27 protein-coding genes are annotated in these 26,151 nt (G+C 75.7%); 4 read left to right on the forward strand and 23 right to left on the reverse strand.

Features of this window, described 5'->3' with window-relative positions:
* Positions 1–49: 49 nt before the first annotated feature.
* From tatA to FHN55_RS22435, 20 genes are all read right to left on the reverse strand, one after another.
* Positions 50–352 (reverse strand): Sec-independent protein translocase subunit TatA, encoded by a 303-nt coding sequence (gene tatA / locus FHN55_RS00315; protein ID WP_257570588.1) that lies wholly within the window; start codon positions 350–352, stop codon positions 50–52.
* Positions 353–450: 98 nt separating this feature from the next.
* The gene (locus FHN55_RS00320) at positions 451–777 is read right to left on the reverse strand and encodes a hypothetical protein (RefSeq protein WP_139709656.1); all 327 of its coding nucleotides are present in this window, start codon (positions 775–777) and stop codon (positions 451–453) included.
* Positions 778–845: 68 nt separating this feature from the next.
* On the reverse strand, positions 846–1,208 hold the full coding sequence (locus tag FHN55_RS00325) for a hypothetical protein (RefSeq protein ID WP_218974212.1): 363 nt from the start codon (positions 1,206–1,208) through the stop codon (positions 846–848).
* A gap of 58 nt (positions 1,209–1,266) precedes the next feature.
* Positions 1,267–2,421: a YafY family protein gene (locus FHN55_RS00330; protein ID WP_218974213.1), complete on the reverse strand. Its 1,155-nt coding sequence runs from the start codon at positions 2,419–2,421 to the stop codon at positions 1,267–1,269.
* Complete coding sequence (locus tag FHN55_RS00335) at positions 2,418–3,410, reverse strand: YafY family protein (protein ID WP_139709659.1); 993 nt, start codon at positions 3,408–3,410, stop codon at positions 2,418–2,420. The genes FHN55_RS00330 and FHN55_RS00335 overlap by 4 nt, the downstream gene beginning before the upstream one ends.
* A gap of 57 nt (positions 3,411–3,467) precedes the next feature.
* Positions 3,468–4,259, reverse strand: a complete 792-nt coding sequence (locus tag FHN55_RS00340; protein WP_139709661.1) for a sirohydrochlorin chelatase — start codon at positions 4,257–4,259, stop codon at positions 3,468–3,470.
* The gene (locus tag FHN55_RS00345; RefSeq protein WP_139709663.1) at positions 4,256–5,524 is read right to left on the reverse strand and encodes a uroporphyrinogen-III synthase; all 1,269 of its coding nucleotides are present in this window, start codon (positions 5,522–5,524) and stop codon (positions 4,256–4,258) included. The genes FHN55_RS00340 and FHN55_RS00345 overlap by 4 nt, the downstream gene beginning before the upstream one ends.
* A 58-nt stretch (positions 5,525–5,582) precedes the next feature.
* Complete coding sequence (gene cobA, locus FHN55_RS00350; RefSeq protein WP_139709666.1) at positions 5,583–6,848, reverse strand: uroporphyrinogen-III C-methyltransferase; 1,266 nt, start codon at positions 6,846–6,848, stop codon at positions 5,583–5,585.
* 153 nt (positions 6,849–7,001) lie between these two features.
* Positions 7,002–7,379 carry a Rieske 2Fe-2S domain-containing protein gene (locus FHN55_RS00355; protein ID WP_218974214.1) on the reverse strand — a complete coding sequence of 126 codons (378 nt, stop codon included), beginning with the start codon at positions 7,377–7,379 and terminating at the stop codon, positions 7,002–7,004.
* Positions 7,376–9,976, reverse strand: a complete 2,601-nt coding sequence (nirB, locus tag FHN55_RS00360) for a nitrite reductase large subunit NirB (RefSeq protein WP_139709668.1) — start codon at positions 9,974–9,976, stop codon at positions 7,376–7,378. Before nirB ends, FHN55_RS00355 begins: the two co-directional genes overlap by 4 nt.
* An 11-nt stretch (positions 9,977–9,987) precedes the next feature.
* Entirely contained in the window at positions 9,988–10,335 is a 348-nt protein-coding gene (locus FHN55_RS00365; RefSeq protein WP_139709670.1) for a molybdopterin oxidoreductase, read from the reverse strand.
* Positions 10,332–12,632, reverse strand: a complete 2,301-nt coding sequence (locus tag FHN55_RS00370; protein ID WP_218974215.1) for a molybdopterin oxidoreductase family protein — start codon at positions 12,630–12,632, stop codon at positions 10,332–10,334. The genes FHN55_RS00365 and FHN55_RS00370 overlap by 4 nt, the downstream gene beginning before the upstream one ends.
* Positions 12,633–12,634: 2 nt before the next feature.
* On the reverse strand, positions 12,635–14,044 hold the full coding sequence (locus FHN55_RS00375) for an MFS transporter (protein WP_139709672.1): 1,410 nt from the start codon (positions 14,042–14,044) through the stop codon (positions 12,635–12,637).
* 117 nt (positions 14,045–14,161) lie between these two features.
* Entirely contained in the window at positions 14,162–14,539 is a 378-nt protein-coding gene (locus tag FHN55_RS00380) for an FKBP-type peptidyl-prolyl cis-trans isomerase (RefSeq protein WP_139709674.1), read from the reverse strand.
* A gap of 27 nt (positions 14,540–14,566) precedes the next feature.
* Positions 14,567–15,592 carry an FKBP-type peptidyl-prolyl cis-trans isomerase gene (locus FHN55_RS00385; RefSeq protein ID WP_139709676.1) on the reverse strand — a complete coding sequence of 342 codons (1,026 nt, stop codon included), beginning with the start codon at positions 15,590–15,592 and terminating at the stop codon, positions 14,567–14,569.
* Positions 15,593–15,639: 47 nt separating this feature from the next.
* The gene (pafA, locus tag FHN55_RS00390) at positions 15,640–17,001 is read right to left on the reverse strand and encodes a Pup--protein ligase (RefSeq protein WP_139709678.1); all 1,362 of its coding nucleotides are present in this window, start codon (positions 16,999–17,001) and stop codon (positions 15,640–15,642) included.
* A 237-nt stretch (positions 17,002–17,238) separates the two neighbouring features.
* Positions 17,239–17,796, reverse strand: coding sequence for a GNAT family N-acetyltransferase (locus tag FHN55_RS00395; protein ID WP_139709680.1), 558 nt, complete (start codon positions 17,794–17,796; stop codon positions 17,239–17,241).
* Positions 17,797–17,828: 32 nt separating this feature from the next.
* On the reverse strand, positions 17,829–18,644 hold the full coding sequence (gene prcA, locus FHN55_RS00400; RefSeq protein WP_139709682.1) for a proteasome subunit alpha: 816 nt from the start codon (positions 18,642–18,644) through the stop codon (positions 17,829–17,831).
* Complete coding sequence (gene prcB, locus FHN55_RS00405) at positions 18,641–19,468, reverse strand: proteasome subunit beta (protein ID WP_139709684.1); 828 nt, start codon at positions 19,466–19,468, stop codon at positions 18,641–18,643. Before prcB ends, prcA begins: the two co-directional genes overlap by 4 nt.
* Positions 19,465–19,671, reverse strand: coding sequence for a ubiquitin-like protein Pup (locus tag FHN55_RS22435; RefSeq protein WP_180357541.1), 207 nt, complete (start codon positions 19,669–19,671; stop codon positions 19,465–19,467). The genes prcB and FHN55_RS22435 overlap by 4 nt, the downstream gene beginning before the upstream one ends.
* A 137-nt stretch (positions 19,672–19,808) precedes the next feature.
* Here FHN55_RS22435 and FHN55_RS00410 point away from each other — a divergent pair, with 137 nt between their 5' ends.
* Entirely contained in the window at positions 19,809–20,651 is an 843-nt protein-coding gene (locus tag FHN55_RS00410) for a HEAT repeat domain-containing protein (RefSeq protein WP_180357542.1), read from the forward strand.
* Positions 20,652–20,657: 6 nt separating this feature from the next.
* Here FHN55_RS00410 and FHN55_RS00415 read toward each other — a convergent pair whose 3' ends face one another.
* Together FHN55_RS00415 and FHN55_RS00420 are read right to left on the reverse strand one after the other, a co-directional pair.
* On the reverse strand, positions 20,658–22,130 hold the full coding sequence (locus FHN55_RS00415) for a HAMP domain-containing sensor histidine kinase (RefSeq protein ID WP_139709689.1): 1,473 nt from the start codon (positions 22,128–22,130) through the stop codon (positions 20,658–20,660).
* On the reverse strand, positions 22,127–22,810 hold the full coding sequence (locus tag FHN55_RS00420; RefSeq protein WP_139709691.1) for a response regulator transcription factor: 684 nt from the start codon (positions 22,808–22,810) through the stop codon (positions 22,127–22,129). The genes FHN55_RS00415 and FHN55_RS00420 overlap by 4 nt, the downstream gene beginning before the upstream one ends.
* 137 nt (positions 22,811–22,947) lie before the next feature.
* Here FHN55_RS00420 and FHN55_RS00425 point away from each other — a divergent pair, with 137 nt between their 5' ends.
* Positions 22,948–23,562, forward strand: a complete 615-nt coding sequence (locus FHN55_RS00425; protein WP_139709692.1) for a hypothetical protein — start codon at positions 22,948–22,950, stop codon at positions 23,560–23,562.
* A 34-nt stretch (positions 23,563–23,596) separates the two neighbouring features.
* Complete coding sequence (locus FHN55_RS00430; protein WP_139709694.1) at positions 23,597–24,046, forward strand: SRPBCC family protein; 450 nt, start codon at positions 23,597–23,599, stop codon at positions 24,044–24,046.
* Between the two features lie 26 nt (positions 24,047–24,072).
* Here the strand turns inward: FHN55_RS00430 and dop are convergent, their stop codons facing one another.
* Entirely contained in the window at positions 24,073–25,641 is a 1,569-nt protein-coding gene (gene dop, locus FHN55_RS00435; protein ID WP_139709696.1) for a depupylase/deamidase Dop, read from the reverse strand.
* A 23-nt stretch (positions 25,642–25,664) separates the two neighbouring features.
* Between dop and FHN55_RS00440 the strand changes: the two genes are divergently transcribed.
* On the forward strand, positions 25,665–26,150 hold the full coding sequence (locus FHN55_RS00440; protein ID WP_218974216.1) for a DUF3054 domain-containing protein: 486 nt from the start codon (positions 25,665–25,667) through the stop codon (positions 26,148–26,150).
* Position 26,151: the final 1 nt, after the last annotated feature.

Here is a 26,151-nt window from a genome sequence, read left to right on the forward strand (position 1 = left end):
GGGTCAGCCTCCGGTCAGCGGGTCGTCAGGGTGCCGGTGAGCGGGCCGCTCAGGCGGTGTGGCGCTGCTGGTCGTACGACGAGGTGGGGCCCTGCGTCGGCTGGTCGCGGCGCTGCTCGTCGACGACGCGGCCCTCGAGGGGGCGCGAGGGGGTGCCCTCGTGGTCGGAGGCGGAGGAGCTCGGCCCGCGGCGCTCGTCGTCGGTCTTCATCTCCTTGACCTCGGACTTGAAGATGCGCATGGAGCGGCCGATGCTGCGGGCCGCGTCGGGCAGGCGCTTCGCGCCGAAGAGCAGCACGACGAGCAGGATCAGGACGATCAGCAGCGCAGGGTTGTCGAAGATCGCGCGCACGTTCCACCTCCGGTGTGGGTTCGGGCAACTGTAACCCCGGGGTGGCGCGGGTCAGCCGGTTCCCGCCTGGGAGTCAGCCGAACGTCTGGCCGGACGGGTCAGCCCACGGCCCTGCGCAGGCGCAGCTGCTCGCGACGGGCCTCGCGCTGGGCGGCCACGCGCCGCGCGCGCCGCTTGCGCAGCTTCGCCTGCTCGCGGCGGCGCTGGGCGCGCAGGGCGTACGGGTCGTCCATGACGGAGTGCGCCGGCTTCTGGGCGGGCAGGCGCTCGACCTGCGCCATGAGCTCACCGGCGCGGGCGGAGGCCTCCCCCACGGCGCCGAGCACCGAGAAGCCCTTCTTGACCACGCCCCAGGCCAGCAGGCCCAGCACGACGAGCCCGGCCAGACCCAGCCCCAGGTACACCGCGACCCACCACCAGCCCATCGCAGCAGGCTAGTGGTGGGTCTCGAGCGGGTCGCGGGCGGCGGAGCGCTGCCGCCCGGCGGGGGGCCTCAGGCCGGGTGGCGCAGGCGGGTGGTGGCGGCGGCCACCACGTCGGTGCTCTCCAGGGCCAGGGTGAAGTCGAGGACGTCGTCCCAGCTGATGGTGGAGCCGGTGTGCTCCTCGAGCGCCTCGGCCGGCACGGCCCAGTGCTCGGCGGGCACGCCGCCGGTGGTCAGCAGGCGGGCCACCTCGTCGGTGGCGTGCTTGCGCACCTCGTCGGCGCACTCGGGGCAGTGGAACGCGTAGAAGCTCCACGCCGGGACCGTGCACACCACGAGGCGCACCTGGGGCGGGGTCAGCTCGACGTCGCCGCAGGTGGGGCAGGAGGCCTTGATGGTGGTCATGGGGGCGGGTCCTTCCGTCAGGCGCACGCCCCGGCTCCTCGGGGCTACACACCTGATCGGGCCCGCCCCGGACGCCCTTGACGGTTCAGGCGCCCGGATGCTCCGACCGGGCGTCGGCCGGTGGGGGGACCCCCTGCCCCGGTGCCCCCTGCCCCGGTGCCCCGTGCGCGGCCAGCGCGGCGGCCGCGGCCTCGGCCAGGCCCTGGGCCACCTCCGGGGGGTCGACGACGACGGCGGCGCCGCCCAGCGGGAGCAGGAGCCGGCGCAGCCAGCGGTCGTCCGGGGTGCGCAGGACCACCCGCAGGCCGTCGTCGTCGAGCTCCTCGCTGGACTCCAGCGGCACCCGCTCGGCCACCCAGCGGGCGGACCCCGCCAGCTCGAGGGTGACGACGAGGTCGTCCTCGCCGGGGGTGAACAGCGACTCGTCGACGTCGCGGGCCACGGCCTCCGGCGGCGGGGTGCCGTCGGCGTCCAGGACGGCCGCGGTGACCACCCGGTCCACGCGGAAGAGGCGGACGCCGCCCGCGCGGTGGCACCAGCCCTCGAGGTACCAGCGCCCGTCGACGGTGAGCAGGCGCATCGGGTCGACGTCGCGCTCGGTGGTCTCGTCGCGGCTGGGGACGAGGTAGTGCAGCCGCAGGCGGCGGCGCCCGGCGGGGTGGCGCAGCGCCTCGCGCAGGGTGGCGAGCACCTCCGCGGCGGCCTCCTCCCCCGACGGCACCGCCTCGCGGGCCAGCGCGCCCTGGCCCCCGGAGCCGCCGGTGAGGTCCACCGCGAGCGCGCGGGAGGCGTGGGCGGCCTCGCCGGCGGCCTCGGTGAGCTTGGCCAGGGCGCCGTTCAGGGCCTCGCGGTCCTCCTCGCCGGCCGAGAAGCCGGGGACGTCGAGGAGGGTGCGCAGGCCGGTGATGAGGGCCAGGGCCTCGTCGATGCCGAGGCGCAGCGGGCGGGCGATGGCGTCGGCGTTGCCGATGTGGAGGCGCCCGCCCTCCCAGTCGGCCTCGATGAGGTCGTCGGGGAGGTGGCCGGGGGTGCCGCAGACGAAGAGGAGCTCGAGGTCCTTCACCAGCTGGTCGGTGGTGATGGCGAAGCGCTGCGCGACCTCCTCCAGCGGTGCGCCCTGGTGCTCGAGCACCCAGGGGACCATGGCGAGCAGGCGGGAGAGCCTGTCGGCGGCGGAGACCTGCACGGGGGGCCGGGACCGGCGGCCGGGCTGCCGGCCGGCGGACTGGTGGGTGGTCACCGGGTGCCGCCGTGGGCGGCGAGGACGCCGCGCAGGCGCCGCAGGACGGCGTCGCGGACGTCGTCGGGGCCCAGGACCACGGCGTGGGGGGCGGCGGCGGCCACGGTGGCGGCGAGCTCCTCGGCGTCGGTGAACTCCACCTCGGCGACCACCTCGCGGCCGGCGTCGGCAGCGGGGACGCCGGCGCGCAGGCGCAGCTGGCCGGCGGCGCCGGGGGCGAGGCGGAGGCGGGCGGTGCGAGGCGCGGACTCCCGGCCGGCCTGGGCGGCGGCGATCATGGCGCGCCCGTCGACGTCGTCGGGGACGTCGTAGGCGCCGGCGGGGCCGGTGCGCCGCACGGTGCCCTCGATGCGGGACAGGCGGAACACGCGCGGGGCGGCGCGGTCGAGGTCGTGGGCGACCAGGTACCAGTGGCCGCGCCAGGAGGTGACCTGCCAGGGCTGCACGCTGCGCCGGGAGGGCTCGGCGGCGCCGGGGCGGCGGTAGGTGAAGGTGACGCGCTGGCGGTCGCGGGCGGCGGCGTACAGGGGCTCGAACGCCGGTTCGGCGGTGCGGACGCGCGGCTCGACGCCCACGAGGGACTGCTCGTCGACGTCCACCCCGAGGGCGCGCAGCTTGGTGACGGCGCGGGCCGCCGGGCCGGCGAGGCTGGCCTGCGCCCACACCCGCGCGGCCAGCGAGAGCACGGCCAGCTCAGCGGGCGTGAAGGAGACGGCGGGCAGGGCGTAGGCGTCCCGGTCGACCTTGTAGCCCTGCTCGTCGTCGAACCAGGCGGAGGCGGAGCCGGTGACCAGGGGGACGCCGAGCTCGCGCAGCTCCTCCTTGTCGCGCTCGAACATCCTGTCGAACGCGTCGGTGCTGGCGCAGTCCTCGTACTGCGGCACCGCTCTGCGGATCTGCTCCTTGGTGAGCCAGGTGCGGGTGGACAGCAGGGCGATGACGAGGTTCAGGAGGCGCTCGGTCCGGCGGTCCCCCGAGGCTGCTGCCACGGCGGGGAGGCTACCCCGCGGGCGCCTCCCGTGCGGGCTCGCCCACCCGGGCAGCCCTCAGCCGAGCCCGGCGCCCGCCAGCGGTCCGACCCGCTCCGGCTCCTGGCGCAGGCCCTCCAGGGCCTCGTCGTAGCGGCGCAGCGCCAGGGCGGCCAGGCGCGGGTCGACGTCGCCGTCGGCGCACAGGGTCTTCGCGACGACGTCGGCAGGGGCCGCTGCGCCGGAGCCGTCGAGCAGCGCGTCCAGGCGCTGGGAGAACACCCCGGGCGCGAGCAGGTACGGCACCACCGCCACCCGCCGGGTGGGGTGCGCCTCCCGCAGCGCGGCGCAGGCCTGCGGGACCGTCGGCTCCTGGGCGCTGGCGTACCCCGCCACGACGGGTCCGTCGCGGCGCGCGGACAGGGACGCCAGCACCCGCTCGACGTCGGCCACCGCCTGCGGCGCCAGCGAGCCGGCGGCGGCGAGCACCACCGCGTCGTCGTCGCGGGCGCCCGCCGCCGCGAGGCGGTCGCACAGCACGTCCACCAGCGCGGTGTCCGGCCCGAGGGCCGCCGCGGCCACGGCCGCGCCGCCGGCGCGGCGGGCCGCCCTCACGGCGGACGCCACGTCGGAGCGCACGTGGTAGCCGGTGGACAGCAGCAGCGGGACGACGACGCAGGCCCGTCCGGCGACGGCGAGGCGCGCGACGACGGCGTCCAGGGCGGGCTTCTGCACGTCGACGTGGGCGGCGACGACCTCCGTGCCGGGGCGCGCGGCGGCCACCGCCAGCCGCAGCTGGGCGATGGTCCGCCGGCCGGTGGCCGAGCGGGTGCCGTGCGAGACGGCCACGAGGACCGGCTGCTCGCTCACGAGACCTCCAGGGCGTAGCCGCGCTTGACCACCGTCCGCACCACGGAGCCCCCCGCCGAGGCCCGGGGCAGCGCGGCCCGCAGCCGTGCGACCGCCACCTCCACGGCGTGCCCGTCCGTGGCGGCCGGCAGCTCGCTGAGCAGCTCCGCCCGGGAGACCACGCGCCCCGGCTCGGCGGCCAGGCGGGCGAGCAGCGCCAGCGGCCCCGGCGCCAGGTCGAGGACGCGGCCGCCCAGCACGGCGGAGCGCGCCCGCAGCACCAGCTCACCCGCCGGGGTGGCCACCCTGGCCCGGGGGTTCTCGGCGAGGTGGGAGGACAGGCAGCGCATGAGGGCCCCCAGGCGCCAGCGCTCGGGCACGAGGGGGTCCACGCCCCGCTCGCGCAGGGGTGCGGCGGTGACGTCGCCGACGGCGCAGCACACGACGGGCGGGGAGCTCCCGCTCATGGCGCCCAGCACCTCGGGCAGGCGGCCGCGCCGCTCGGCGGCCTCCAGGAGCGCCACCGCCCCGGGGGCGGAGGTGAAGGTCACCGCGTCCAGGCTCCGGGCGGCCAGGGCGTCGACGAGCCGGTCGACCGCGCCCGGGTCCTCCGGGGGCTCCCAGCGGTAGACGGCCACGGTGCGCACGTCGGCGCCCGCCGCCCGCAGCGGCTCGAGGTCCTCCAGGCCGGCGGCGCCGTGCAGCTGCACGAGCACCGACCGCCCCGCGACCCCCTGGGCGAGGAGGTGCTCGACGGCCTCGGCGGTCTGCTCGCTGGCCGCCGTCCAGGCCTCGGACAGCCCGGCGGCGCGCACGGCTCCCCGGGCCTTGGGGCCGCGCGCGAGCACCTCGGTGCCCGCGAGGGCCTCGACGAGGGCCTCGTCCAGGCCGTGGGCCTCGGCGGCGGAGATCCAGCCGCGCAGGCCGATGGCGGTGGTGACCACCAGCACGTCAGGGGGGTCGGCGATGGCGGCGCGGGTGTCGGCGACGAGGTCGGCGTCCTCGGTGATGGGGACGATGCGCATCGTCGGCGCGTGCACCACCTCGCCGCCGCGGCGGGTGAAGGTGGCGATGAGCTCGTCGGAGCGGCGGTGGCTGGTCACGCCGATGGTGGCGCCGAGCAGCTGGGTCGGGTCGAGCTCGGAGCACGAGCCGGGGCCGCCCGCCGCACCGGCTGCCGCACCGGCTGCCGGGCCGGCTGCTGGGCCGGCTGCCGGGCCGGCTGCCGGGCCGGCTGCTGGGCCGGCTGCTGGGCCGGCTGCTGGTCGGCCGGTGGTGCTGGTCATCGGTCCGATCCTCGCAGCCGCCGGCGCCTGCCGGGCGCCGCGCGGGGCTGGTCGCGGGTCACTGCGGGGCGCTGGCGGGGCGGGCACCTGCCGCCGCGCGCGCCTCCCGGTCGCCGCTGGGGTGCGCCATGGCCGCCACGGCGCCGATGACGAGCACGGCGGGGGCCTGCACGCCGCGGCGCCGGGCCACGGCCGCGGCGTCGGCGAGGGTCGCCGTCGTCGTCCTCTGCTGCGGGGTGCAGCCGCTCTCGACCACCGCGACCGGCAGCTGGGGGTCCGCCCCGTGCGCCACCAGCCCGTCGGCCAGCTCGGCGAGCCGGGAGACGCCCATGAGCACCACGAGGGTGCCTCCGCGGCGGGTCTGGGCGGCGAGGTCGAGCAGCTCGTCGCCGCCGAGGGCGTCGTGGCCGGTCATGACGGTCACCGAGCGGGCCACGCCGCGGTGGGTGACGGGGATGCCCGCGGCGGCGGGGACGGCGAGGGCGCTGGTGATGCCGGGCACCACGTCGCAGCGGACGCCGGCGGCGCGGCAGGCGGCGAGCTCCTCGCCGCCGCGGCCGAACACGTACCCGTCGCCGCCCTTGAGGCGCACCACGCGCAGGCCCCGCAGGGCGCGGTCGACGAGCACGCGCTCGATCTCGCGCTGCGGGACGGGGTGGTGGTCGGGGGCCTTGCCGACGTCGACCACCTCCACGTCGGCGTCCAGCTCCGCCAGCAGGTCGCGCGGGGCGAGCCTGTCGACGACGACGACGTCGGCCTCCGCGAGCGCCCGCCGGCCGGCGAGGGTGATGAGGGAGGCGTCGCCGGGGCCGCCGCCGACGAGGGTGACGCGGCCCAGGCCCGTGCTGGGGCGGCGGCGGCGCAGGGGCAGGGCGCCGGAGGTGAGACCGAGGCGGACGCCGTCGCGGACGGCGGCGGCGCGGCGGGGGTCTCCCCCGGCGGTGACGGAGACGACGACGTCGTCGTGGCGGACGACGGCGGGGGTCCAGGCCCGCGAGCGCGTCGCGTCGTCGGCGCGGACGCACCAGAGGCGGCGGGCGGAGGCCTCGGCGGCGACGGCGTCGTCGGTGCGCGGGACGCCGGTGGCGGTGTGGACGAGCCAGGCGCCGTCGAGGTCGGCGGCGCAGAACCTGCCGCGGCGCCAGGTGATCTCGCCGGCGTCGTCGAGGGCGGTGACCTCCTCGCACGCCTGCGGGGCGACGAGCAGGACGTCCGCGCCGGCCTCGAGGAGGCCGCGGGCGCGGCGGGCGGCCACCGGGCCGCCCCCGACGACGACGGCGCGACGGCCCTCCAGGTCGAGGTGCAGCGGGTAGGTCGGGCTCATGGCGATCAGGGTGCCCGCGGTGTGTGACGCGGGTGTTGCGCCGTGTTGCGGTCCGTTGCGACCCGCCTCTCAGCGCTCCCCCGATCTTGAGAGCCCCTCCCGTCCGTGATCATGGGCGGGTCGACCACCCGTGATCACGGACGGGTGAGGGGGTCAGGCGGGGGTCACGTGCACCTGGGGGCCGTCGGGGGTGTCGATGACGGCGACGCCGTGCACGCGCACCGGGGCCTGCCCGGACGTCGACTCACCCGTGCGCAGGTCCCAGGTGTTGAGGTGCAGCGGGCAGACCACCACGCAGGAGTCGATCTGCCCGTCGGCCAGCGGCCCCCCGGAGTGGGGGCACACCGCGTCGACGGCGGAGACGCGGCCGTCGCGGTGGTGGAAGACCGCCACCTGCGCGGGGCCGGTGGTGGAGTCGACCACGTAGGCGCGCCCCTCCCCCGGCGGGACCTCCGCGAGCGCCGCGACCCGCACGCCCGGCGCCGCCGCCGTCGGGGCGGTCGGGGCGGTCGTGGCGGTCGTGGCGGTCACTGCTGCGCTCCAGCCATGAGTGCCTCCTCGTTCGGCATGACGATCTCGACGGGGAGCTGCTCGCGCGGCGTGCCGCCGGGGGCGCCCATGGGGCGGCTGGGCACCACGGGCAGCGGCAGCAGGGGCAGGGCCGGTGCGGAGAAGCGGCCGGGCGCGTCCGGGGCGTCGCGCTCCTTCCACGGGTCGCGGTAGGCGGCGCAGGCGGCGTCGATCTCGGCGTCCACCTGCTCGCACATCCCGTCGGAGTCCTCCACGAGCACGAGCCGCAGCCGCTCCACCGACAGCCGGGGCACGAAGTCGTACGTGCGCTCCAGCCAGTTTCCCCAGGTCCGGTAGAACTGGATGAACCGGCCGGTGAGCTGGATGACGGCCTCCGGGGAGTCGACCGTGGCGAGGAGGTCGCCCTTGCGGACGGACGCCCCAGCAGCACCGCCGACGTACACCTCCCACTTGCCGCCCCCGATGGCGACGACGCCGACGTCCTTGACGTAGGCCTCGGCGCAGTTGCGGGGGCAGCCGACCACGCCGAGCTTGAGCTTGGCGGGGGTCTCGATGCCCTGGAAGCGCTCCTCGATGGCGATGCCGAGGGCGGTGGAGTCTCCCAGGCCGAAGCGGCAGAAGTCGGTGCCGACGCACGTCTTCACCGTGCGCATCGACTTGCCGTAGGCGTACCCGGACGGCATGTCGAGGTCCGCCCAGACCTTGGGCAGGTCCTCCTTCTTGACGCCCAGCATGTCGATGCGCTGGCCGCCGGTGACCTTGAGCATGCCGACGCCGTACTTCTCGGCGACGTCGGCGATCTTGCGCAGCTGCTCGGGGGTCGTGACGCCGCCCTTCATCTGCGGGACCACGCTGAAGGTGCCGTCGCGCTGGATGTTCGCGTGGACGCGGTCGTTGATGTACCGGGCGTCGCGCTCGTCGACGAACTCCGTGGGCCACAGGGTCCGCAGCAGCGAGGTGAGGCCCATCTTCGACTTCGCGTCCTCGGCGCCGCCGGGCGCGAGGGCCGCGAAGACCGCCGAGACCGAGGTGAGGTGCTGCTCGCGGATCGCCGCGACGAGCTCGTCCTTGCGCAGCGGCACGCCGGGCACGTACCAGTGGACCGACGGGTCCTCGGTGAGCGCGCCACCGCCGGCGGCGACGGCGTGCTCGACGACCTTGCTGACGACCTCCTTGCAGGAGCCGCAGCCCTTGCCGGCCCGGGTGGCGTCCATGACGCCCTTCACGCTGGTGCAGCCGTCCGCCACCGCGCCGCAGATGTCGCCCTTGGTGACACCGTTGCAGTTGCAGACCTGCGCGTCGTCCGCGAGGTCCTCGACCGAGCCCTCGGCGGTGTCGCCCAGGTCGAAGAGCAGCTCCACGCGCTGCTCGGGCAGCGGCAGGCCCCGGTCGAAGACCTGCTGCAGCGCCGCCGACTTGCGCGTGTCACCCAGCAGGGTGGCGCCGACCAGGCGCCCGTCGCGCACCAACACCGACTGGTACAGCCCGCGGCGCACGTCGGAGAACACGACGTGCTCGTCGTCGGGGTGCTCCGGACCGGACTGGCCGATGGAGGCGACGTCGACGCCGGCCACCTTGAGCTTGGTCGACGTCCTCGACCCGTGGTAGGCCGCGTCCGGGTCGGCGCCGGTGAGCACGTCGGCCAGCACGGTGGCCTGCTCCCACAGCGGCGCCACCAGGCCGTAGGTCTCCCCGCGGTGCTGGGCGCACTCCCCCAGGGCGTACACCTGCGACCCCACGGGCTGCTCCACGCAGAGCATCTGGTCGTCGACGACGATCCCGCGCTCGACCACCAGCCCGGCGCGCACGCCGACGTCGGTGTTGGGGCGGATGCCGGCGGTGACCACCACCATGTCGGCCGGGAAGGTGCGGCCGTCCTTGAGGGTGACCCCGGACACCCGGCCCTTCTCGGTGCAGGCGGTCAGCCCCGTGGTGCGGGCGCCGGTCACCACGGAGATGCCGGCCCCCTCGATGGAGCGCCGCAGCACGGCGCCGGCGTCGGCGTCGATCTGCTGGTTCATGAGGTGCGCCGGGGAGTGGATGACGGTGACGTCCAGGCCGTGGTTCTGCAGCCCCTTGGCCGCCTCCAGCCCCAGCAGGCCACCGCCGATGACCACGGCGCGCTCGTGCTCGCCCGACCGGGCCTCCTCGAGCATCGCGCGGGTCTCGTCCAGGCTCCGGAAGCCCGAGACGCCCGGCAGCAGGGAGCCGTCCTCGCGGCGCAGCCCGTCCATCGGCGGGAAGTGCGGGGAGGAGCCGGTGGCGATGACCAGCACGTCGTAGCCGGTGCGGGCACCGGTGGCGTCGACGACCTCCCGGGCGGGCAGGTCGACGTCGACGACGCGGACCCCCGAGCGCAGGTCGATGCCGTTCTCGGCGTACCAGCCGATCTCGTTGAGGTAGATCGACTCCTCGCCGTCCTCGCCCGCCAGGACGTGCGACAGCATGATCCGGTTGTAGTTGCCGTACGGCTCGTCGCCGAAGACGGTGATCTGGAACGACTCGGAGGCGCCGCGCTCGAGCAGCTCCTCGAGCAGCCGGGCGCCGGCCATGCCGTTGCCCACCAGCACCAGGTGGCGCTTCTGCTTCATGTGCATCAGGACCCTCCTCAGACCTCGACGAGCCCGAGATCGACGACGACGCTCGCCACGAGCCCCGCCGGCGCCGCCACGTGCAGCTCCAGCACCTCGCCGGGCTCGACGTCCTCCACCACGCGCAGCGGCACGTGGACGTCCCCCTTGGCGCCGACCGGGAACCAGCGCATCGGCACCCCGTCGCGCACGAGGACGACGATGAGCAGCTCGTCGCTGGCGTTGCCGCCGCGGAAGTACAGGACCTGGGCGCGGCGGCCCTCCGGCACGGTGTAGGTGAGCGACTCGTCGAGCAGGGCGTGCTTGTCGAGGCCGTCACCGGTGACGGGGAAGACGCCCTGCAGGAAGCGGAAGGTCGAGCTCATCGGGGTTCTCCAGACGTCGGGCGGATCGGGTCGCGGGTCAGGTCTGCTTCTGGGTCTCCGTCGTGGCGCTCCAGGCGCACGGCGCACGCCTTGAACTCCGGCATCCGGCTCACCGGGTCCAGGCGGGTGTCGGTGAGGGCGTTGGCCACGCTCATCCCGCCCCAGTGGAAGGGCACGAACACGGTCCCGGTGACCACGTCGCGGGTGACCCGGGCGCGGAAGAGGGCGGTGCCGCGGCGGGTGGTGAGCCGCACGAGGTCGCCGTCGGCCACGCCGTGGGAGCGGGCGAGGTCGGGGTGCAGCTCGGCGCGCGCGTCGGGGTCGGCCATGACCAGCTGGCGCACCCGGCGGGTCTGCGTGCCCGACTGGTACTGCGCCATGGTCCGGCCCGTGGTCAGCACGTACGGGTACTCCGCTGCCGAGGTGCGCTCGGCGCGCGGGGTGTACCGGACCACGGCGCACTGGGCGCGCCCGTCGTGGGTGGGGAAGGACTCGGCGAACAGCCGCGGGGTTCCGGGGTGGACACGGCCCGCGTCGTCGTCCTCCCCCTCTCCCGCGACGTCGGGGCAGGGCCAGAAGACGCCCTGCTCGGCCTCCAGGCGGTCGTAGGTGATGCCGGAGTAGTCGGCGCGCCCTCCCGCGCTGGCGCGGCGCAGCTCGGTGAAGACGGTCTCCGGGTCGGTGGGGAACGCGGTGTCGGCGTCCAGGCCCTCCGGCAGGTCGAGGCGGTGGGCCAGGGCGTTGAGCAGCTCGAGGTCGTCGTGGACGCCGGGCGGGGGCGCCAGCGCCCGCCGCCGCAGGAGGACGCGGCCCTCGACGTTGGTCATGGTGCCGGCCTCCTCGGCCCACTGGGCGGTGGGCAGGACGACGTCGGCCAGGCGCGCGGTCTCGGACAGGAAGAAGTCGACGACGACGAGGTGGTCCAGCGCCGCGAGCCGGCGGCGCACGCGCTCGGCGTCCGGGGCGGAGACCACGGGGTTCGAGGCCAGCAGGAGCAGGGTGCGCACGCCGGGCTCGGTGCCGGAATCGCCGCCCCCCATCGCGTCGAGCATCTCGTAGGCGGAGCGGCCCGGGCCGGGCAGCACGTCGGGGTGCACGCCCCAGACGCCGGCCACGTGGGCGCGGGCGGCGGGGTCGGTGATGGAGCGGTAGCCGGGCAGCTGGTCGGCCTTGAGGCCGTGCTCGCGGCCGCCCTGGCCGTTGCCCTGCCCCGTGACGGTGCCGAACCCCGAGCCCGGGCGCCCGGGGAGCCCGAGGGCCAGCGCGAGGTTGGCCTGGGCCAGCACGGTGTCGGTGCCGTTCGCGTGCTGCTCGGCGCCTCGCCCGGAGAGCACGTAGGTCCCGCCGCGCCGCGCTGCGTCGGCCAGCAGGCGCACGGCGCGGCGCAGGTCGCCCTCAGGCACCCCGGTGGTGCGCTCCACGCGGTCGGGCCACCACTGGGCCGCGGCCGCGGCGGCGGCGTCGAAGCCGGTGGTGCGCGTGTCGACGTAGTGCTGGTCCACAAGTGAGTCGCGGACGGCCACGTGGAGCATGCCGAGCAGGAGCGGGAGGTCGGTGCCGGGCACCGGCGCCAGGTGCACGCCCTGCGCGGCGGCGGCCGCGGCGGTCGGGGTGCGGCGCGGGTCGACCACGACGAGCGAGGCACCGCGGGAGCGGGCGGCGTCGAAGTGCTGCATCGCCGGGGGCATGGTCGCGGCAGGGTTGCCGCCGGTAATCATGATCGCGTCGGCCTCGGCGAGGTCGGCCAGCGGGAACGGCAGCCCCCGGTCGACGCCGAAGACGCGGTTCATGGCTCCGGCCGCGCTGCTCATGCAGAACCGGCCGTTGTAGTCGATGGCGCTGGTGCGCAGCGCGACCCGGGCGAACTTGCCCAGCGCGTAGGCCTTCTCGTTGGTCAGGCCCCCGCCGCCGAAGACGCCGACGCCGTCACGGCCGTGCTGGGCCTGCGTCGCGGTGATGGCCGCGGTGACGCGGTCCAGGGCCTCGTCCCAGGTCGCGGGGACGAGCGGGGAGGTGCGGTCACCGGGCACCGCGCGGACCAGCGGGGCGAGCAGCCGGTCGGGGTGGTCGAGCAGCTCGTGGGCGGTCCAGCCCTTGGAGCACAGGCCGCCGCGGTTGGTGGGGAAGTCCGGGTCGGGCTCGAGGGCGGCGGGCCGCCCCCCGGCCGTGAGGAGGATCCCGCACTGCAGGGAGCAGTAGGGGCAGTGCGTGCGCGTCGTCGTCCGGACCGGCGGCTGGGCGGGGGCGGACCCCGCACCAGCGCCGGCCCGGACGACGGGCGTGGAGAGGAGGACCAAGCTCAGATCCGCTCGCTCAGGCCGAGGGCGCCCTTGCGGGCGTAGACCGCCCACGTCACCGCGATGCAGAGCACGTAGAAGGCGACGAAGCTCCACAGGGCCGGCTGCAGCGATCCGAACTGGGCGGTCGAGGTGGCGAAGCCGCGGTTGACCAGGAAGCCGCCGTAGGCGCCGATGCCGGCCGAGATGCCGATGCAGGCGGAGGCGATGCGCTTGGCGCGGACCAGCCCGTCGACGTCGTCCATCGCCGTCTTCCCGCGGAAGATCGCCGGGATCATGCGGTAGGTGGAGCCGTTGCCGATGCCGCTGGCCACGAACAGGACCATGAACGCCCCGAAGAACAGCGGCAGGCTCTTCAGCTGCAGCGCGAGCACGGCGCCGGCCGCGCCCAGGGCCAGGACGGCGTAGGCGGCGATGCTGATCCGGGCACCTCCGAGGCGGTCGGCGAGCTTGCCGCCGTAGGGGCGGGCGAGGGAGCCGATGAGCGCGCCGAGGAAGGCGATGCCGAGGTTGACGTCCGGGAACTGCGTCTTGAGCAGCAGCGGGAAGGCCGCGGCGTAGCCGATGAAGGAGCCGAAGGTGCCGATGTACAGCAGCGAGACGATCCAGGTGTGGCGGGTGCGCGCCGCGAGCTTCCACGCCTCGCCGTCGGCCTTGGCCTGGGAGAGGTTGTCCATGAACCGCCAGGCGCCGAAGGCGGCGACGAGGATCAGCGGGATGAGGATGTAGGCCGGGCGGGCGGTGCTGGCGGCGACGCCGGCCACGACGAGGAACGGCGTGACGAACTGGATGACGGCCACGCCGATGTTGCCGCCGGCCGCGTTGAGGCCGAGGGCGGCGCCCTTCTCCTTCTCGGGGAAGAAGAAGGAGATGTTGCTCATGGAGGAGGCGAAGTTGCCGCCGCCGAAGCCGGCGGTCGCGGCGATGGTCAGCATCAGCCAGAACGGGGTGCCGGGGTTGGTGGCCACGTACACGAGGCCGAGGCACGGGACGATGAGCAGCAGCGCCGAGACGATCGTCCAGTTGCGCCCGCCGAACTTCGCGACGGCGAACGAGTAGGGGAAGCGCATGGTGGCGCCCACGAGCACGGGCACCGAGACGAGCCACAGGGCCTGGTCGGTGGTGATCGGGTAGCCCGCGGCGATGAGCACCGGGGTGGCGATCGACCACAGCTGCCAGACGGTGAAGCCGAGGAACTCGGCGGCGATGGACCACCACAGGTTCCGGCGGGCGACGGCGCGGCCGCCGCCCTCCCACTGGGCGTGGTCCTCGGGGTTCCAGACGTCGACCCAGCGCCCGCGGCGGGGGGCGTCCAGGGTGCCGACGGTGCTGGTCCTCGCACCACCGGGAGAGGTGACCACCTCGAGGCGGTCGGGCGCTGCGGCGCGCGTGGCGCGGGTGTCCTGCGACATGACCGCGAACGTAGGCAGGCCGTGTTGCGGATCAGCGCCGCTGTGTGACGTCCCGTGAAAACTCCCCTCACACCCGCGTCGTGCGGGCGTGAGGGGAGCGTCAGGTGGTGCTGGGTCTCAGCGGACGCCGACGAGGTCGACCACGAAGACGAGGGCCTCGTCCGGGCCGATGACGCCACCGGCGCCGCGCTTGCCGTACGCCTGGTCCGAGGGGATCTCCAGGCGGCGGCGGCCGCCGACGCGCATGCCGAGCAGGCCCTGGTCCCAGCCCTTGATGACCTGGCCGACGCCCACGCGGAAGCTCAGCGGCTCACCGCGGTCCCAGGAGGCGTCGAACTGCTCGCCGGTGGAGTGGGTGACGCCCACGTAGTGGGTGGTGACGGTGGAGCCGGGCGTGGCCTCGGGGCCGTCGCCGACGGTGATGTCGGTGATGACGAGCTCGGTGGGGGCGGGACCCTCGGGCGGGTCGACCTCGGGACGGGATGCGTTGCTCATGGGGTCCACTCTGCCGGGGCGCGCTGACTACTGCGCAGCCAGGACGTCGACGACGAACACCAGCGTCGAGCCCGCCGGGATGTCCTCGCTCGGGGACTGGTCCCCGTAGCCGAGGTCCGGGGGGATGACGAGCATGACCTGGCTGCCCACCGGGACGCCCTCCAGGCCCTGGTCCCAGCCGGCGATGACCTTGCCGTCGCCGAGGGTGAAGTCGAACGGGGTGCCCCGGCTCCACGAGGAGTCGAACTCCTTCCCGGTCGACCACGTCACGCCGGTGTACTGCATGGTGAGGTTCTGCCCCTTCTGCACCGGCTCACCGCCGCCGGTCACGAGGACCTGCTTGACCAGCGACGTCGGGGGCGCGGCCTGCGTGTCGACCGTGATCGCCGGCACGTGCGTCTGCTGGTCCACGGTGACCTGCGGCAGGCCCGCCGGGAACGTCGAGGGGTCGACGGGGGTGCCGGTGGCCCAGCCGGGCGCGACCCCCTTGACGTCGATGAGGTACACGAGGGTGTCGGTGGCGCCGATGCCCGCCTGCTGCAGGCCGCCCTGCGGCCCGTAGCCGTCGGCGGGGGCGACGGCCACCAGCAGCTGGGTACCGGCCTTGACGCCCTCCAGGGCGGTGGTGAAGCCGGGGATCACGCCCGGGCCCAGCACGAACTGCGTGGGCTGCCCGGTCCACGTGCTGGACCCGAAGGCCTTGCCGTCCCGGCCGTTGACCCCGACGAACTCGACGCTGAGCACCTCGCCCTCCGCCGCGGCGTCCCCGTTGCCCTCCGCGAGCACCCGCGAGGTGGTGGTGCCGGTGCTGAAGCCGGCCGGCACCGTGACGGTCGGGACGGCGTCCTTCCCGGTGGCACCCGCCGCAGGGGGGGTGACGCTGACCTGGGTGAGGTCGGCGGTCGCCGCGGCGCTGCTGGCACCGCTGCTGGCGCCGGTGGAGGGAGCGGCTGCGCCGTCGTCGTCGCCGGAGCCGCCGGAGCAGCCCGCGAGCGCGAGCACGGCGGCCACCAGGGGCACCAGGAGAGCAGGACGACGACGAGCGGCGATCACCCCAGCACGCTACGCGACGGACCTGGGTGCTCCCGGCGCGCGCGGGCTCACATGCTGGCGATGAGGCGCTCCACCCGCTCGTCCACGGAGCGGAAGGGGTCCTTGCAGAGCACGGTGCGCTGCGACTGGTCGTTGAGCTTGAGGTGCACCCAGTCGACGGTGAAGTCGCGGCGCTTCTCCTGGGCGGTCCGCACGAAGTCCCCGCGCAGGCGGGCGCGGGTGGTCTGCGGGGGCACGCTGGTGGCCTCGAAGACCTCGATGTCGCTGCTGACGCGCTCGACCATGCCGCGGGCGGCGAGGAGGTTGTACAGGCCGCGGGTGCGGGAGACGTCGTGGTAGGCGAGGTCGAGGCGGGCGACGCGGGCGTCGGACAGCGACAGGCCGTGGCGGGCCTGGTAGCGCTCGACGAGCTTGAGCTTGATGACCCAGTCCAGCTCCCTGTCCACCAGGGACAGGTCGCCCTCGCGGACGGCCCGCAGGCCGCGCTCCCACAGGTCGAGCACGCGCTTGTCGGTGCTGTTGCGGGTGCCCTCCTCGTCGATGAAGGTCTTCGCGCGCTCGAGGTACTCCTCCTGGACCTCCAGGGCGCTGGCCTCGCCGCCGTTGGCGAGCTTGAGCAGCCGGCGCCCGGTGGTGTCGTGGCTCACCTCGCGGATGGCCCGGATCGGGTTCTCCAGCGAGAGGTCGCGCACGGCGACGCCGCTCTCCAGCATCCGCAGGACGATGTCGACGGCACCGGTCTTGAGCATCGTCGTGGTCTCGGACATGTTGGAGTCGCCCACGATGACGTGGAGGCGGCGGAACCTGTCGGCGTCGGCGTGGGGCTCGTCGCGGGTGTTGATGATGGGCCGGCTGCGCGTGGTGGCGCTGGAGACGCCCTCCCAGATGTGGTCGGCGCGCTGGGAGAGGCAGTAGACGGCGCCCCGGGGGGTCTGGAGCACCTTGCCGGCGCCCACGAGCACCTGGCGCGTCACGAGGAAGGGGATCAGGACGTCGGCCAGTCGGGAGAACTCCCCGGCACGGGGCACGAGGTAGTTCTCGTGGCAGCCGTAGGAGTTGCCGGCGGAGTCGGTGTTGTTCTTGAAGAGGAACACCTCTCCCCCGATGCCCTCCTCGGCGAGGCGGCGCTCGGCGTCCACGGTGAGGCCCTCGAGGATCCGCTCGCCCGCGCGGTCGTGGATGACGAGCTGGCGCACGTCGTCGCACTCGGGGGTGGCGTACTCCGGGTGGGAGCCCACGTCGAGGTAGAGGCGGGCGCCGTTGCGGAGGAAGACGTTGGACGACCGCCCCCACGAGACGACCTTGCGGAAGAGGTAGCGGGCGACCTCGTCGGCGGACAGGCGGCGCTGGCCGTCCGCGGCGCAGGTGACCCCGTACTCGGTCTCCAGACCCAGGATCCGGCGGTCCACGATCGCCACAGTACGTCGGCTGCGCGGTGGCGCGGAGGCGGGGCGCGCAGCGGGCCGTCGTCGGTGCTGGCCGCCACCGTCCCCCCGAGGCCTCCCCGAGCACCATCTCGAAGAGTCGTCTCACCAGGTCACAGCGGTGTTGATGTTGCTCGCTCGAACGCCTGTCGGTATCATCAGGGACGTGTCCGAGGCGTCTGCGTGACGTTCCCCGACGAGCCGAGCTTCTGACCGGTCGAGTCAGTCCAGCGCCTTCACCAGCACCGCGAGGCGGACGCCGCGGTCGTCGACGCGGTCGGCGTCCCCGGGCCTGTCGCTGAGGCGGTAGCCGGCGCGCTGGTAGAGCGAGATGGAGCCCTCGGACTCCGCCCCGGTGAACAGCTCCAGGCGGACCGCACCGGCCCGGCGGGCCTCGTCCTCGGCGGCGCGGAGGAGGGCCTTGCCCAGCCCGCGCCCCTGCGCGTCCGGGACGACGACGAGCCTGCCGACGTGCCCGACGAGCGGACCCCCGCCGTCGTCCTGCCCGTCCCCCGCCGACGGGAGGTCGTGGGCCAGGCGCACCCGCACGGACCCGAGCAGCCGGTCCGGCTTCCAGTCCGACCAGGCACCGGCCTCGGCGACCACCACGCGCTGGGCCGCGTCCTCGATGGCGGTGCGCACGTCGGCGACGCTCTCGCGCAGGGGCGGCAGCAGCGGGTCGCCGTAGCGCTGGGCCTCGCTGACGAACGCCGCCAGCGAGACCACCAGCACCTCGCCGGCGTCGCCCGCGCGCGCCGGGCGCAGCCGCCAGCCACCCACCGTCGTCGTCCGGGTCGTCGAGGAGGGGGTGGTCAGTCGGCGGGCGGCAGGTCGACCGTGTCCGACGGCAGGCCGGAGTGGCCCGCCGCGGGCGGCGTCCGGGCCGCGGCGACCTCGGCCGCCGATACCGGCCCGGGGGTGTCACCACCCGCCCGTCCGTCGATGACGGCCTGCAGCACGGCGCCCTCGAGGCGGCGGAAGGTGCGCCGGGGGCGGTCGCGCTCCAGCACCGCGACCTCGAGCTGGTCGGCGGTCAGCGTGCGCGCCGGACCACCGGCCGGGTCGGGCGAGAGCGCCCGCAGCGCCAGCGCCAGCACGCCGGGCAGGTCGAGGTCGGCGCGCCAGCCCTCGCGCAGCGGCCCGACCACGGCCTCGGTCTGGCCGCCGATGATGACCACGCCGTGCTCTTCGGCCACGGAGCCGTCGTAGGTGAGGCGGTACAGCTGGTCGGTGCCCGGCTGCGGGCCGACCTGCGCCACCACCACCTCGACCTCCAGCGGCTTGGGCTCGCTGGTGAACACCGCCCCGAGGGACTGCGCGTAGGCGTTGGCCAGGCCGCGGGCGGTGACGTCGGCGCGGTCGTAGGAGTACCCGCGCAGGTCGGCGTAGCGCACGCCGGCCACGCGGAGGTTCTCGAACTCGTTGTACTTGCCGACCGCGGCGAAGCCGATCCGGTCGTAGATCTCGCTCACCTTGTGCAGCGCCTTCGACGGGTTCTCCGCCACGAAGGCGATGCCGCCGGCGTACTCGGCCACCACCACGGACCGGCCGCGGGCGATGCCCTTGCGGGCGTAGTCGGCCTTGTCCCGGATGAGCTGCTCGGGGCTGACGTAGAACGGCATGCTCATCGGCGGCGGCCCTCCTGCTCGGCCGTGCGGTCGGCGATGACGGCGGCGGCGACCCGGCCGAGCTCGTCCTCACCGACGCGCACGTAGCCCTCGGCGGTCACGACGGCGACGACGGGCCAGATGCGGCGCACGACGTCGGGACCGCCGGTGGCGGAGTCGTCGTCGGCGGCGTCGTAGAGGGCCTCCACGGCCACCCGGACGGCGCCGTCGGTGTCCAGGCCCGGGCGCCAGAGCTTCTTGAGGGCGCCCCGGGCGAACAGCGAGCCGGAGCCCACCGCGTGGTGCTCGTGCTCCTCGTAGCGGCCGCCGGTGACGTCGTAGCTGAAGATGCGGCCGGTCTGGCGGGCCAGGTCGTACCCGGCGAACAGCGGCACCACGGCCAGGCCCTGCATGGCCAGGCCCAGGTTGCCGCGGACCATCGTGGCGAGGCGGTTGGCCTTGCCGTCCAGGCTGAGCAGCGCGCCCTCGATCTTCTCGTAGTGCTCGAGCTCCACCTGGAACAGGCGCACCAGCTCCACCGCGAGCCCCGCGGACCCGGCGATGCCGACGCAGCTCCACGCGTCCGCGGGGAACACCTTCTCGATGTCGCGGCTGGCGATCATCGACCCCGCCGTGGCGCGCCGGTCGCCTGCCATGACCACGCCGCCGGGGAAGGTCAGCGAGACGATGGTCGTGCCGTGCGGCGCCAGCTGCTCACCCGAGGCCCCGGGCTGCTGGAGCGCCCGGCGGCCGGGCAGCAGCTCGGGCGCGTGGGCGCCGAGGAAGTCCGTGAACGAGGAGCTGCCGGGCGTGGTGAACGCCGAGGGCAGAGGGGCTGCCGTCACTGGCCGCCCTTCTGGGTGTACTGGCGGACGAACTGCTCCGCGTTGGACTCGAGCACGTCGTCGATCTCGTCGAGGAGGGCGTCGACGTCGTCGGTGGCGGTCGAGTCCTCGGTCTGGGCGCCCGAGCGCGGCAGCGGCTCGACCTCGTGCTCGACCTCGTCCTTGTCGCGCCGCGACGGACGCTGCTGCTCCTGTCCTGGCACCGCTGCCCCCTCAGGTCACTCTCGGCTGGCCGGTGCCCCGCGCGGGGGCCCGGTCGGGCTCTCCCGATCGTAGGCGGGAGCGCCCGGACCGCGACCGGCACCCAGCCGATCCCGCGCCACCTGGCAGCATCGACGCCGTGCCCGAGCAGCCCGACCCCGCAGCGCAGGTCCCGCCGGAGCTCCCCGGGGCGCTCCTGGAGGCCCGCGAGGGCACGGGCGCGGCGTTCCCCGCCGCGCTGGCCGCGCACGCGCGCCGCGCCGGGGCCCTCGACGACGCCGCCGCCTGGTGGGCCAGCCCGGAGCCCGTCGTGCGCCAGGTCGGCCTGGAGCTGTCCGCCGTGCTCGCCGGTCCCGCCTCCCCCCTCCCCGTCCAGGCCCGCGAGCGCGCCCGGCAGCAGGTGGCCGACCAGGCGGCGCAGGCCGCCACCAGCGACGACGCCGACCTGCGCTGGGCCGCCGCCAAGGCCCTGGGCTCCGCCGGGACCTCCCCCGCCGCGCTCGACGTCCTCGTCGTCCTGCTCTCCGACGACGACGCCGACGTGCGCTGGCAGGCCGTCGCCTGCCTGCCCCTGGCCCTCGGGGCCGACGCGAGCACCCTCGACGGCGACGCCGGCCACCGCGCCGTCAACGCCCTGGTCGGCGCGACCCGCGACGAGGACGAGGACGTCGCCGAGCAGGCCGTCTTCGCGCTGGCCGAGCAGCTCGAGCCCACCGGCGCCGCCGGCGCGCCCGAGGTGGCCGAGGCGCTGGCCGCGCGCCTGGGCGCCCCCGGGGAGACCGGCGGCCTGGCCGCGCTCGGGCTGGCCCGGCGCGGGGACGCCCGCGCCGAGCCCGCCGTCCGCGCCGCGCTCTCCCGCGCCCTGGAGGACCCGGACTCCGAGCTCGACGAGCCCTGGCTGGACGCCGCCGACCTGCTCCCCGGCCTCGCGGCGCTGGCCGCGGACGTCCGCAGCGCCGGCAGCGACGCCGGCCTCGGCTGAGGGCGGTCAGTCCGCCGCGGGGAAGGCCAGCGACACCGTCGTCCCGCCGGGACCCGTCCGCAGGTCCACGGTGCCCCCCTGAGCCTGGGTCACGGACCTCACCACCGACAGACCCAGGCCCGAGCCGCGGGTGTCGCCGCTGGAGCGCGTGGTCACGAAGGGCTCGAAGGCGACGTCGGCGACCGCCGGCGCCATCCCCGGGCCGTCGTCGCTGACCTCCAGCACCACCCAGCCGTCCTCCCGCAGCCGCGCTGCCACGCGGACGCGGGTGCCCGCGGGGGTGTGCGTGCGGGCGTTGAGCACGAGGTTGAGCAGCGCCTGCACCATCCGGTCCTCGTCGCCGACGACGACGGCGCCCGGCGCCTCCCGCTCGCCCTGCACCTCGACGCCCGTCAGCCCCAGTCCCCGCGAGCGCTCCGCGACGGCCGTGAGCAGGTCGGGCACGAAGACGGCCTCGGCGGCCGCGGCGTCAGCGCTGCCGCCGCGGGTGACGGCGGTGAGGTCGTCGACGATGCGCGCCAGCCGGTCCAGCTCGCGGCGCAGCACCGCGGCCGTCTGGGCGGCGCCCCCGTCGTCCTGGCCGCTGTCGGGGCCGTGCCGGGAGGTGAGCTCGAAGACCTCCAGGTGGCCCTGGGCGACGGCGAGCGGCGTGCGGAGCTCGTGGGAGACGGCGGCGAGGAGCTGGCGGCGCAGCGCCTCGTCGCGGCTGATGCGGGCGAGCATGCGCTCCACCTCGTGGGCGACCACACCCACCTCGTCGCCGCGGTCGGCGCCGGGGAGCTGGGGCGGGCCGTCGGGCAGGGCGGCGAGGTCGACGTCGCGGGCGGCGTGCGCGAGGTGGCGCAGGGGCGCGGTGGCCCTGCGGACGGCGACGACGAGCACCGCGCCCCCCACCAGGAGGCCGATCCCCCCGGCGATCGCGATGCGCTGCAGGACGTCCGCGGCCTGCGCGCGGCCCGGCTCGAGGCTGCCCACCAGCAGCGCCGTCGCCACCTGCTGACCGCCGACCTCGACGGGGGTGTTGAGCACGCGGACCTCACCCCGCAGGGACGGCACGGTCACGAGGCGGCCCGCCTGGCCGGTGGGGAGGTCCCCGCGGTTGAGCAGGTCCACCAGCGGGGCGGGGCCGGACCGGGTGAACTGCCGCCGGCCCTCCACGTCGATCACCAGGAGGTGGCGGGCGCTGCCGTCGTGCGTGCCCAGGTAGGCGTTGGCGGCTGTTCGCGCCTCGTCGGCCGACACCTGGCCGTCGGTGCCGGCCTGCTCCCTCACCAGCCGGGGCAGGTCGGTGCGCAGGTCGGCCAGCTCGTCGGTCAGCAGCTGGTCCAGCGAGTTCCGGTCACCCACGCGCACGAGCTCGGCCGTGGTCAGCGCGGCGACGGCGAGCGTGGCGGCCATCACGGCGAGCGCGATCGCCGTGAGCCGCACGTGGAGGGCAGCCGTCCGGCGCCCCGGCTGTCGCACGGACCTCTGGCTCACGACACCAGCCGGTAGCCGGCTCCGCGGACGGTCTCGATGCGCTCGGCGCCCACCTTGCGGCGCACGTGGCGCACGCAGGTCTCCACCACGTTGCTGGCGCCGTCGAAGTCGTAGCCCCACACCCTGTCGAGCAGCTGCACCTGCGAGAGCACCTGCCCGGGGTGGCGCAGCAGGGTCTCCAGCAGCGCGAACTCCCGCGAGGAGAGGGCCACCTCGCGGCCGGCGCCCGCGTCGTCGGCGGAGGGGCCCTGGACGCGCACCCGTCGGGTGCGGACGTCCAGGGTGAGGCCGCCGGCGGACAGCACCACGGAGGAGGGCTGGGCCGGCTGGCGCAGCCGCGCCCGCACCCGGGCGAGCAGCTCGGTGAAGCTGAAGGGCTTGACCACGTAGTCGTCGGCGCCGGCCTCGAGGTTGGCCACCCGGTCGGAGACGGCGTCCTTGGCGGTGAGCACGATGACCGGCAGGGCGGGCCGGGAGGCGCGGATGCGCGCGAGCACCTGCTCCCCCGGCAGGTCGGGCAGGCCGAGGTCGAGCACCACCAGCTCGACGTCCTCGCGCAGCGCCGCCTGGGCGCCCGCCCTCCCCCCGGACTCGCTGAGCACGGTGAACCCCGCGGACTCCAGCCCCCGACGCAGGAACGCCGTGATGCCCGCCTCGTCCTCGACCACCAGAACCGCCACGCCGCCATCCTGCCGGGCGATCACGACGGCCACCTGGCGCGAAGATGACAGAACCGTCAGGCGCACGACAGGTCGGCGCCACACCCGCCGGGAAACCTCGGAGTCGTCAGCAGCTCAGCTCGACCCAGGAGGACACCATGACCCGCCAGCGCACCTTCACCCTCGTCGCCGCCGGCCTGCTCGGCGCCGCCGCGCTCACCGCGTGCGGCAGCGAGGACTCCCGCACGGTCGGCGCCGTCGCCGTCGACGGCCTCTCCCCCGCGTCGAGCGCGAGCGAGGCGTCGGCGAGCCCGAGCGCGTCCTCGCCGTCGGCGGGACCGTCGGCCGCCGGCAGCGCCGCGGCGGTCTCGGCGCTGCAGACCGTGCAGGGCGTGCTGGAGCGCGACGTCGACGACTCCGACGACGACTCCGACGACGACCGCGACGACCCGGCAGACCGCTACGACGACTTCACCGTCAACGGCGTCGAGGTGGACTTCGGCCCGTCGGAGTGGGTCGTCGCCGCTCCCGTCCTGCAGGACTACGACCGCGACGGCACCGCCGAGCCCTTCGCCGCCGAGCTCGACGGGCTGGTCGGCCAGCAGGTCACCCTCCAGGTCCGTGACGACGAGGACGATGACGACGACGACCGGGCCGACGACCGGCTGGACGACGCCGACGTGTACGAGGTCAACGGGCTGGCCCTGCGCGACATCACCGGCCCCGCCCCGTGGCGCGGCGGCCCGGTGCCCACCGGCGCGCTGGCGGGCTGATCCCCCGCGAGCACCGGTCCGGGAGACTGGGGCCATGAGCCCCCGCGTCACCGCGTCCAGCGAGCACCCCGCCGCCGTCCCCGCCCACCAGCTGCGCGCCGCCCTGGCCGACTACACCGGGGCGCGCCGCGCGGCGATGCCCGCGGCCTACAGCCAGTACCGCGTGGAGGCCGGCGGGACCGGCGCGGGCACCGAGGTCGGCTGGCGCTTCCAGGCCACGAAGAAGCGCGTGCGGGAGCAGCTGGTCCGGGTCAGCGAGGAGGCCGACGGCACCCTCGTCGAGGCCGACACCCGCTCGTCGATGGTGACCCGCTGGTCCGTGGCGCCCACCGGCGTGAACGCCTGCACGGTGAGCTCGACCACCACGTGGGACGGCGCCAGCGGGGTGGGGGGCTTCTTCGAGCGGACCTTCGCGCCGCTGGGCCTCAAGCGGGTCACCGGCGAGCTGGTGGCGAACCTCGAGCGGGAGCTCAAGAAGGGCTGAGGAGCGCCCGGCCCGTCAGCGCCGGGTCACCGCCCCGAGAGGGCGTCCACCAGCGCGGCCGCGTCCGGGCAGCGGTCGAGCAGCGCCTCGGTGCCGGCCCGGGTGCCGCGCAGCGGCTCCAGCATCGGCACCCGCTGCAGGGCACCGCGGCCGGGCACGTCGAAGATCACCGAGTCCCAGCTGGCCGCCGCCACGTCGCGGGAGTACCGCGACAGGCACTGCCCGCGGAACCACGCGCGGGTGTCCTCGGGGGGCTCGGTGCTGGCGGCCTCCGCCTCGGCGTCGGTGACGAGCTCCTCCACCGCGCCGCGCGCCCGCAGCCGGGCGTGCAGGCCCTTGGCGGGGTTGACGTCGGCGTACTGCAGGTCGATGAGCGCGAGGCGGGGCGAGTCCCACGCCAGGCCGTCGCGGTCGCGGAAGCCCTGCAGCAGGCGCAGCTTGGCCACCCAGTCGAGCTGCCCGGCCAGGCGGAACGGGTCTGCCTCCAGGTCGGTGAGCACCCGCTCCCAGCGGTCCAGCACGTCGGCGGTCTCGGCGCGCGCGGCCTCGTCGGGGCCCCCGCCGCGGGACTCGACGTGGGCGCGGGCGGCCTCCAGGTAGCGCCACTGCAGCTGCACGGCGGTGAGCTGGCTGCCGTCGGCGAGGCGCACCCTGTGCCGCAGCGACGGGTCGTGGCTGACGGCGTGCAGCTCCGAGACGGGCGCGGAGACCACGAGGTCCGGGGCGGTGCCGGCCTCGACCATGTCGAGCACCAAGGCCGTCGTCCCCAGCTTGAGGTAGGTGGCGACGTCGCAGAGGTTGGCGTCACCGACGATCACGTGCAGGCGGCGGTAGCGGTCGGCCGTGGCGTGCGGCTCGTCGCGGGTGTTGATGATCGGCCGCTTGAGGGTGGTCTCCAGGCCGACCTCGGTCTCGAAGTAGTCGGCGCGCTGGGACAGCTGGAAGCCCGCCTCCTCCCCGCGCTGGCCCAGCCCCACGCGGCCGGCACCGCAGACGACCTGGCGGCTGACGAAGAACGGCACCAGGCCCCGCACGACCGCCCCGAACGGGGTGGTGCGGGCCATGAGGTAGTTCTCGTGGGTGCCGTAGGAGGCGCCCTTGCCGTCGGTGTTGTTCTTGTACAGGTTCACCGGGTCCAGGCCCGGGGAGGCCGCCACCCGCGCCGCCGCGCGGCGCATGACCAGCTCGCCGGCCCGGTCCCACCGGACGGCGGCCAGCGGTCCGGTGACCTCCGGGGAGGAGTACTCGGGGTGGGCGTGGTCCACGTAGAGGCGCGCGCCGTTGGTGAGGACGACGTTGGCGCTGGCCGGGTCCTCGGTCCCCACGCCGGCTCCGTCGCCCACGTCGCGCCGGCCGGGGGCGTCGGTGAGCTGGCTGGAGTGCGCGGCGCTGCGCGGGACCTCGTAGCCGCGGGCGTCGCGCAGGGGCGCCTCGTCCTCGTAGTCCCACCGGGGGCCGCTGCGCCGGCCGGAGACCAGGGGGGCGGCGTAGCTGGCCACCACCTGGCTGGACAGCAGCACGGGGTCGTGCTCGGGGTGGCCCGGCGCCGAGACGCCGTACTCGGTCTCGACACCCACGACCCGGCGCACGCTCATCGCCGCCAGCCTAGGCTCGGGCCGTGACCCGGCGCGCGGCAGCCCCTGCTCCCAGGACGGCGACGACGGCGCCGAGGAGGCGGACGCCGACGAGCGCCCGGGCCCTGGTGGCGGCGCTCGTCGTCGACGCCGCCCTCGTCCTGGTCTTCGCCGCCGTCGGACGGCGCTCGCACGGCGAGGCCGACGCCCTGGCGGGACTGGCTCACACGGCCTGGCCCTTCCTGGCCGGGCTGGCCGCCGGGTGGCTGCTGGTGCGCGCGCTCGGAGGGCGCCGGGGCTGGCGGCCACTGGCCGTGGTCCCCGCGGGCCTCGTGGTCTGGGCGGGGACGCTGGTCGGCGGGCACCTGCTGCGGCTGGCCTCGGGCCAGGGCAGCGCGGGGAGCTTCGTCGTCGTCAGCGCCGTCGTCCTGGCGGTCTTCCTGCTCGGGTGGCGCCTGCTGGCCGGGCCGCTGGCCCGCCTGCTCGGGAGCGGGCGGGCCAGCGGGCACGGGCCTCGCGGCCAGGACTAGC

Origin of the sequence: Streptomyces sp. NP160 (genome assembly GCF_006335115.1) — a bacterium.
GTDB lineage: Bacteria > Actinomycetota > Actinomycetes > Actinomycetales > Quadrisphaeraceae > Quadrisphaera.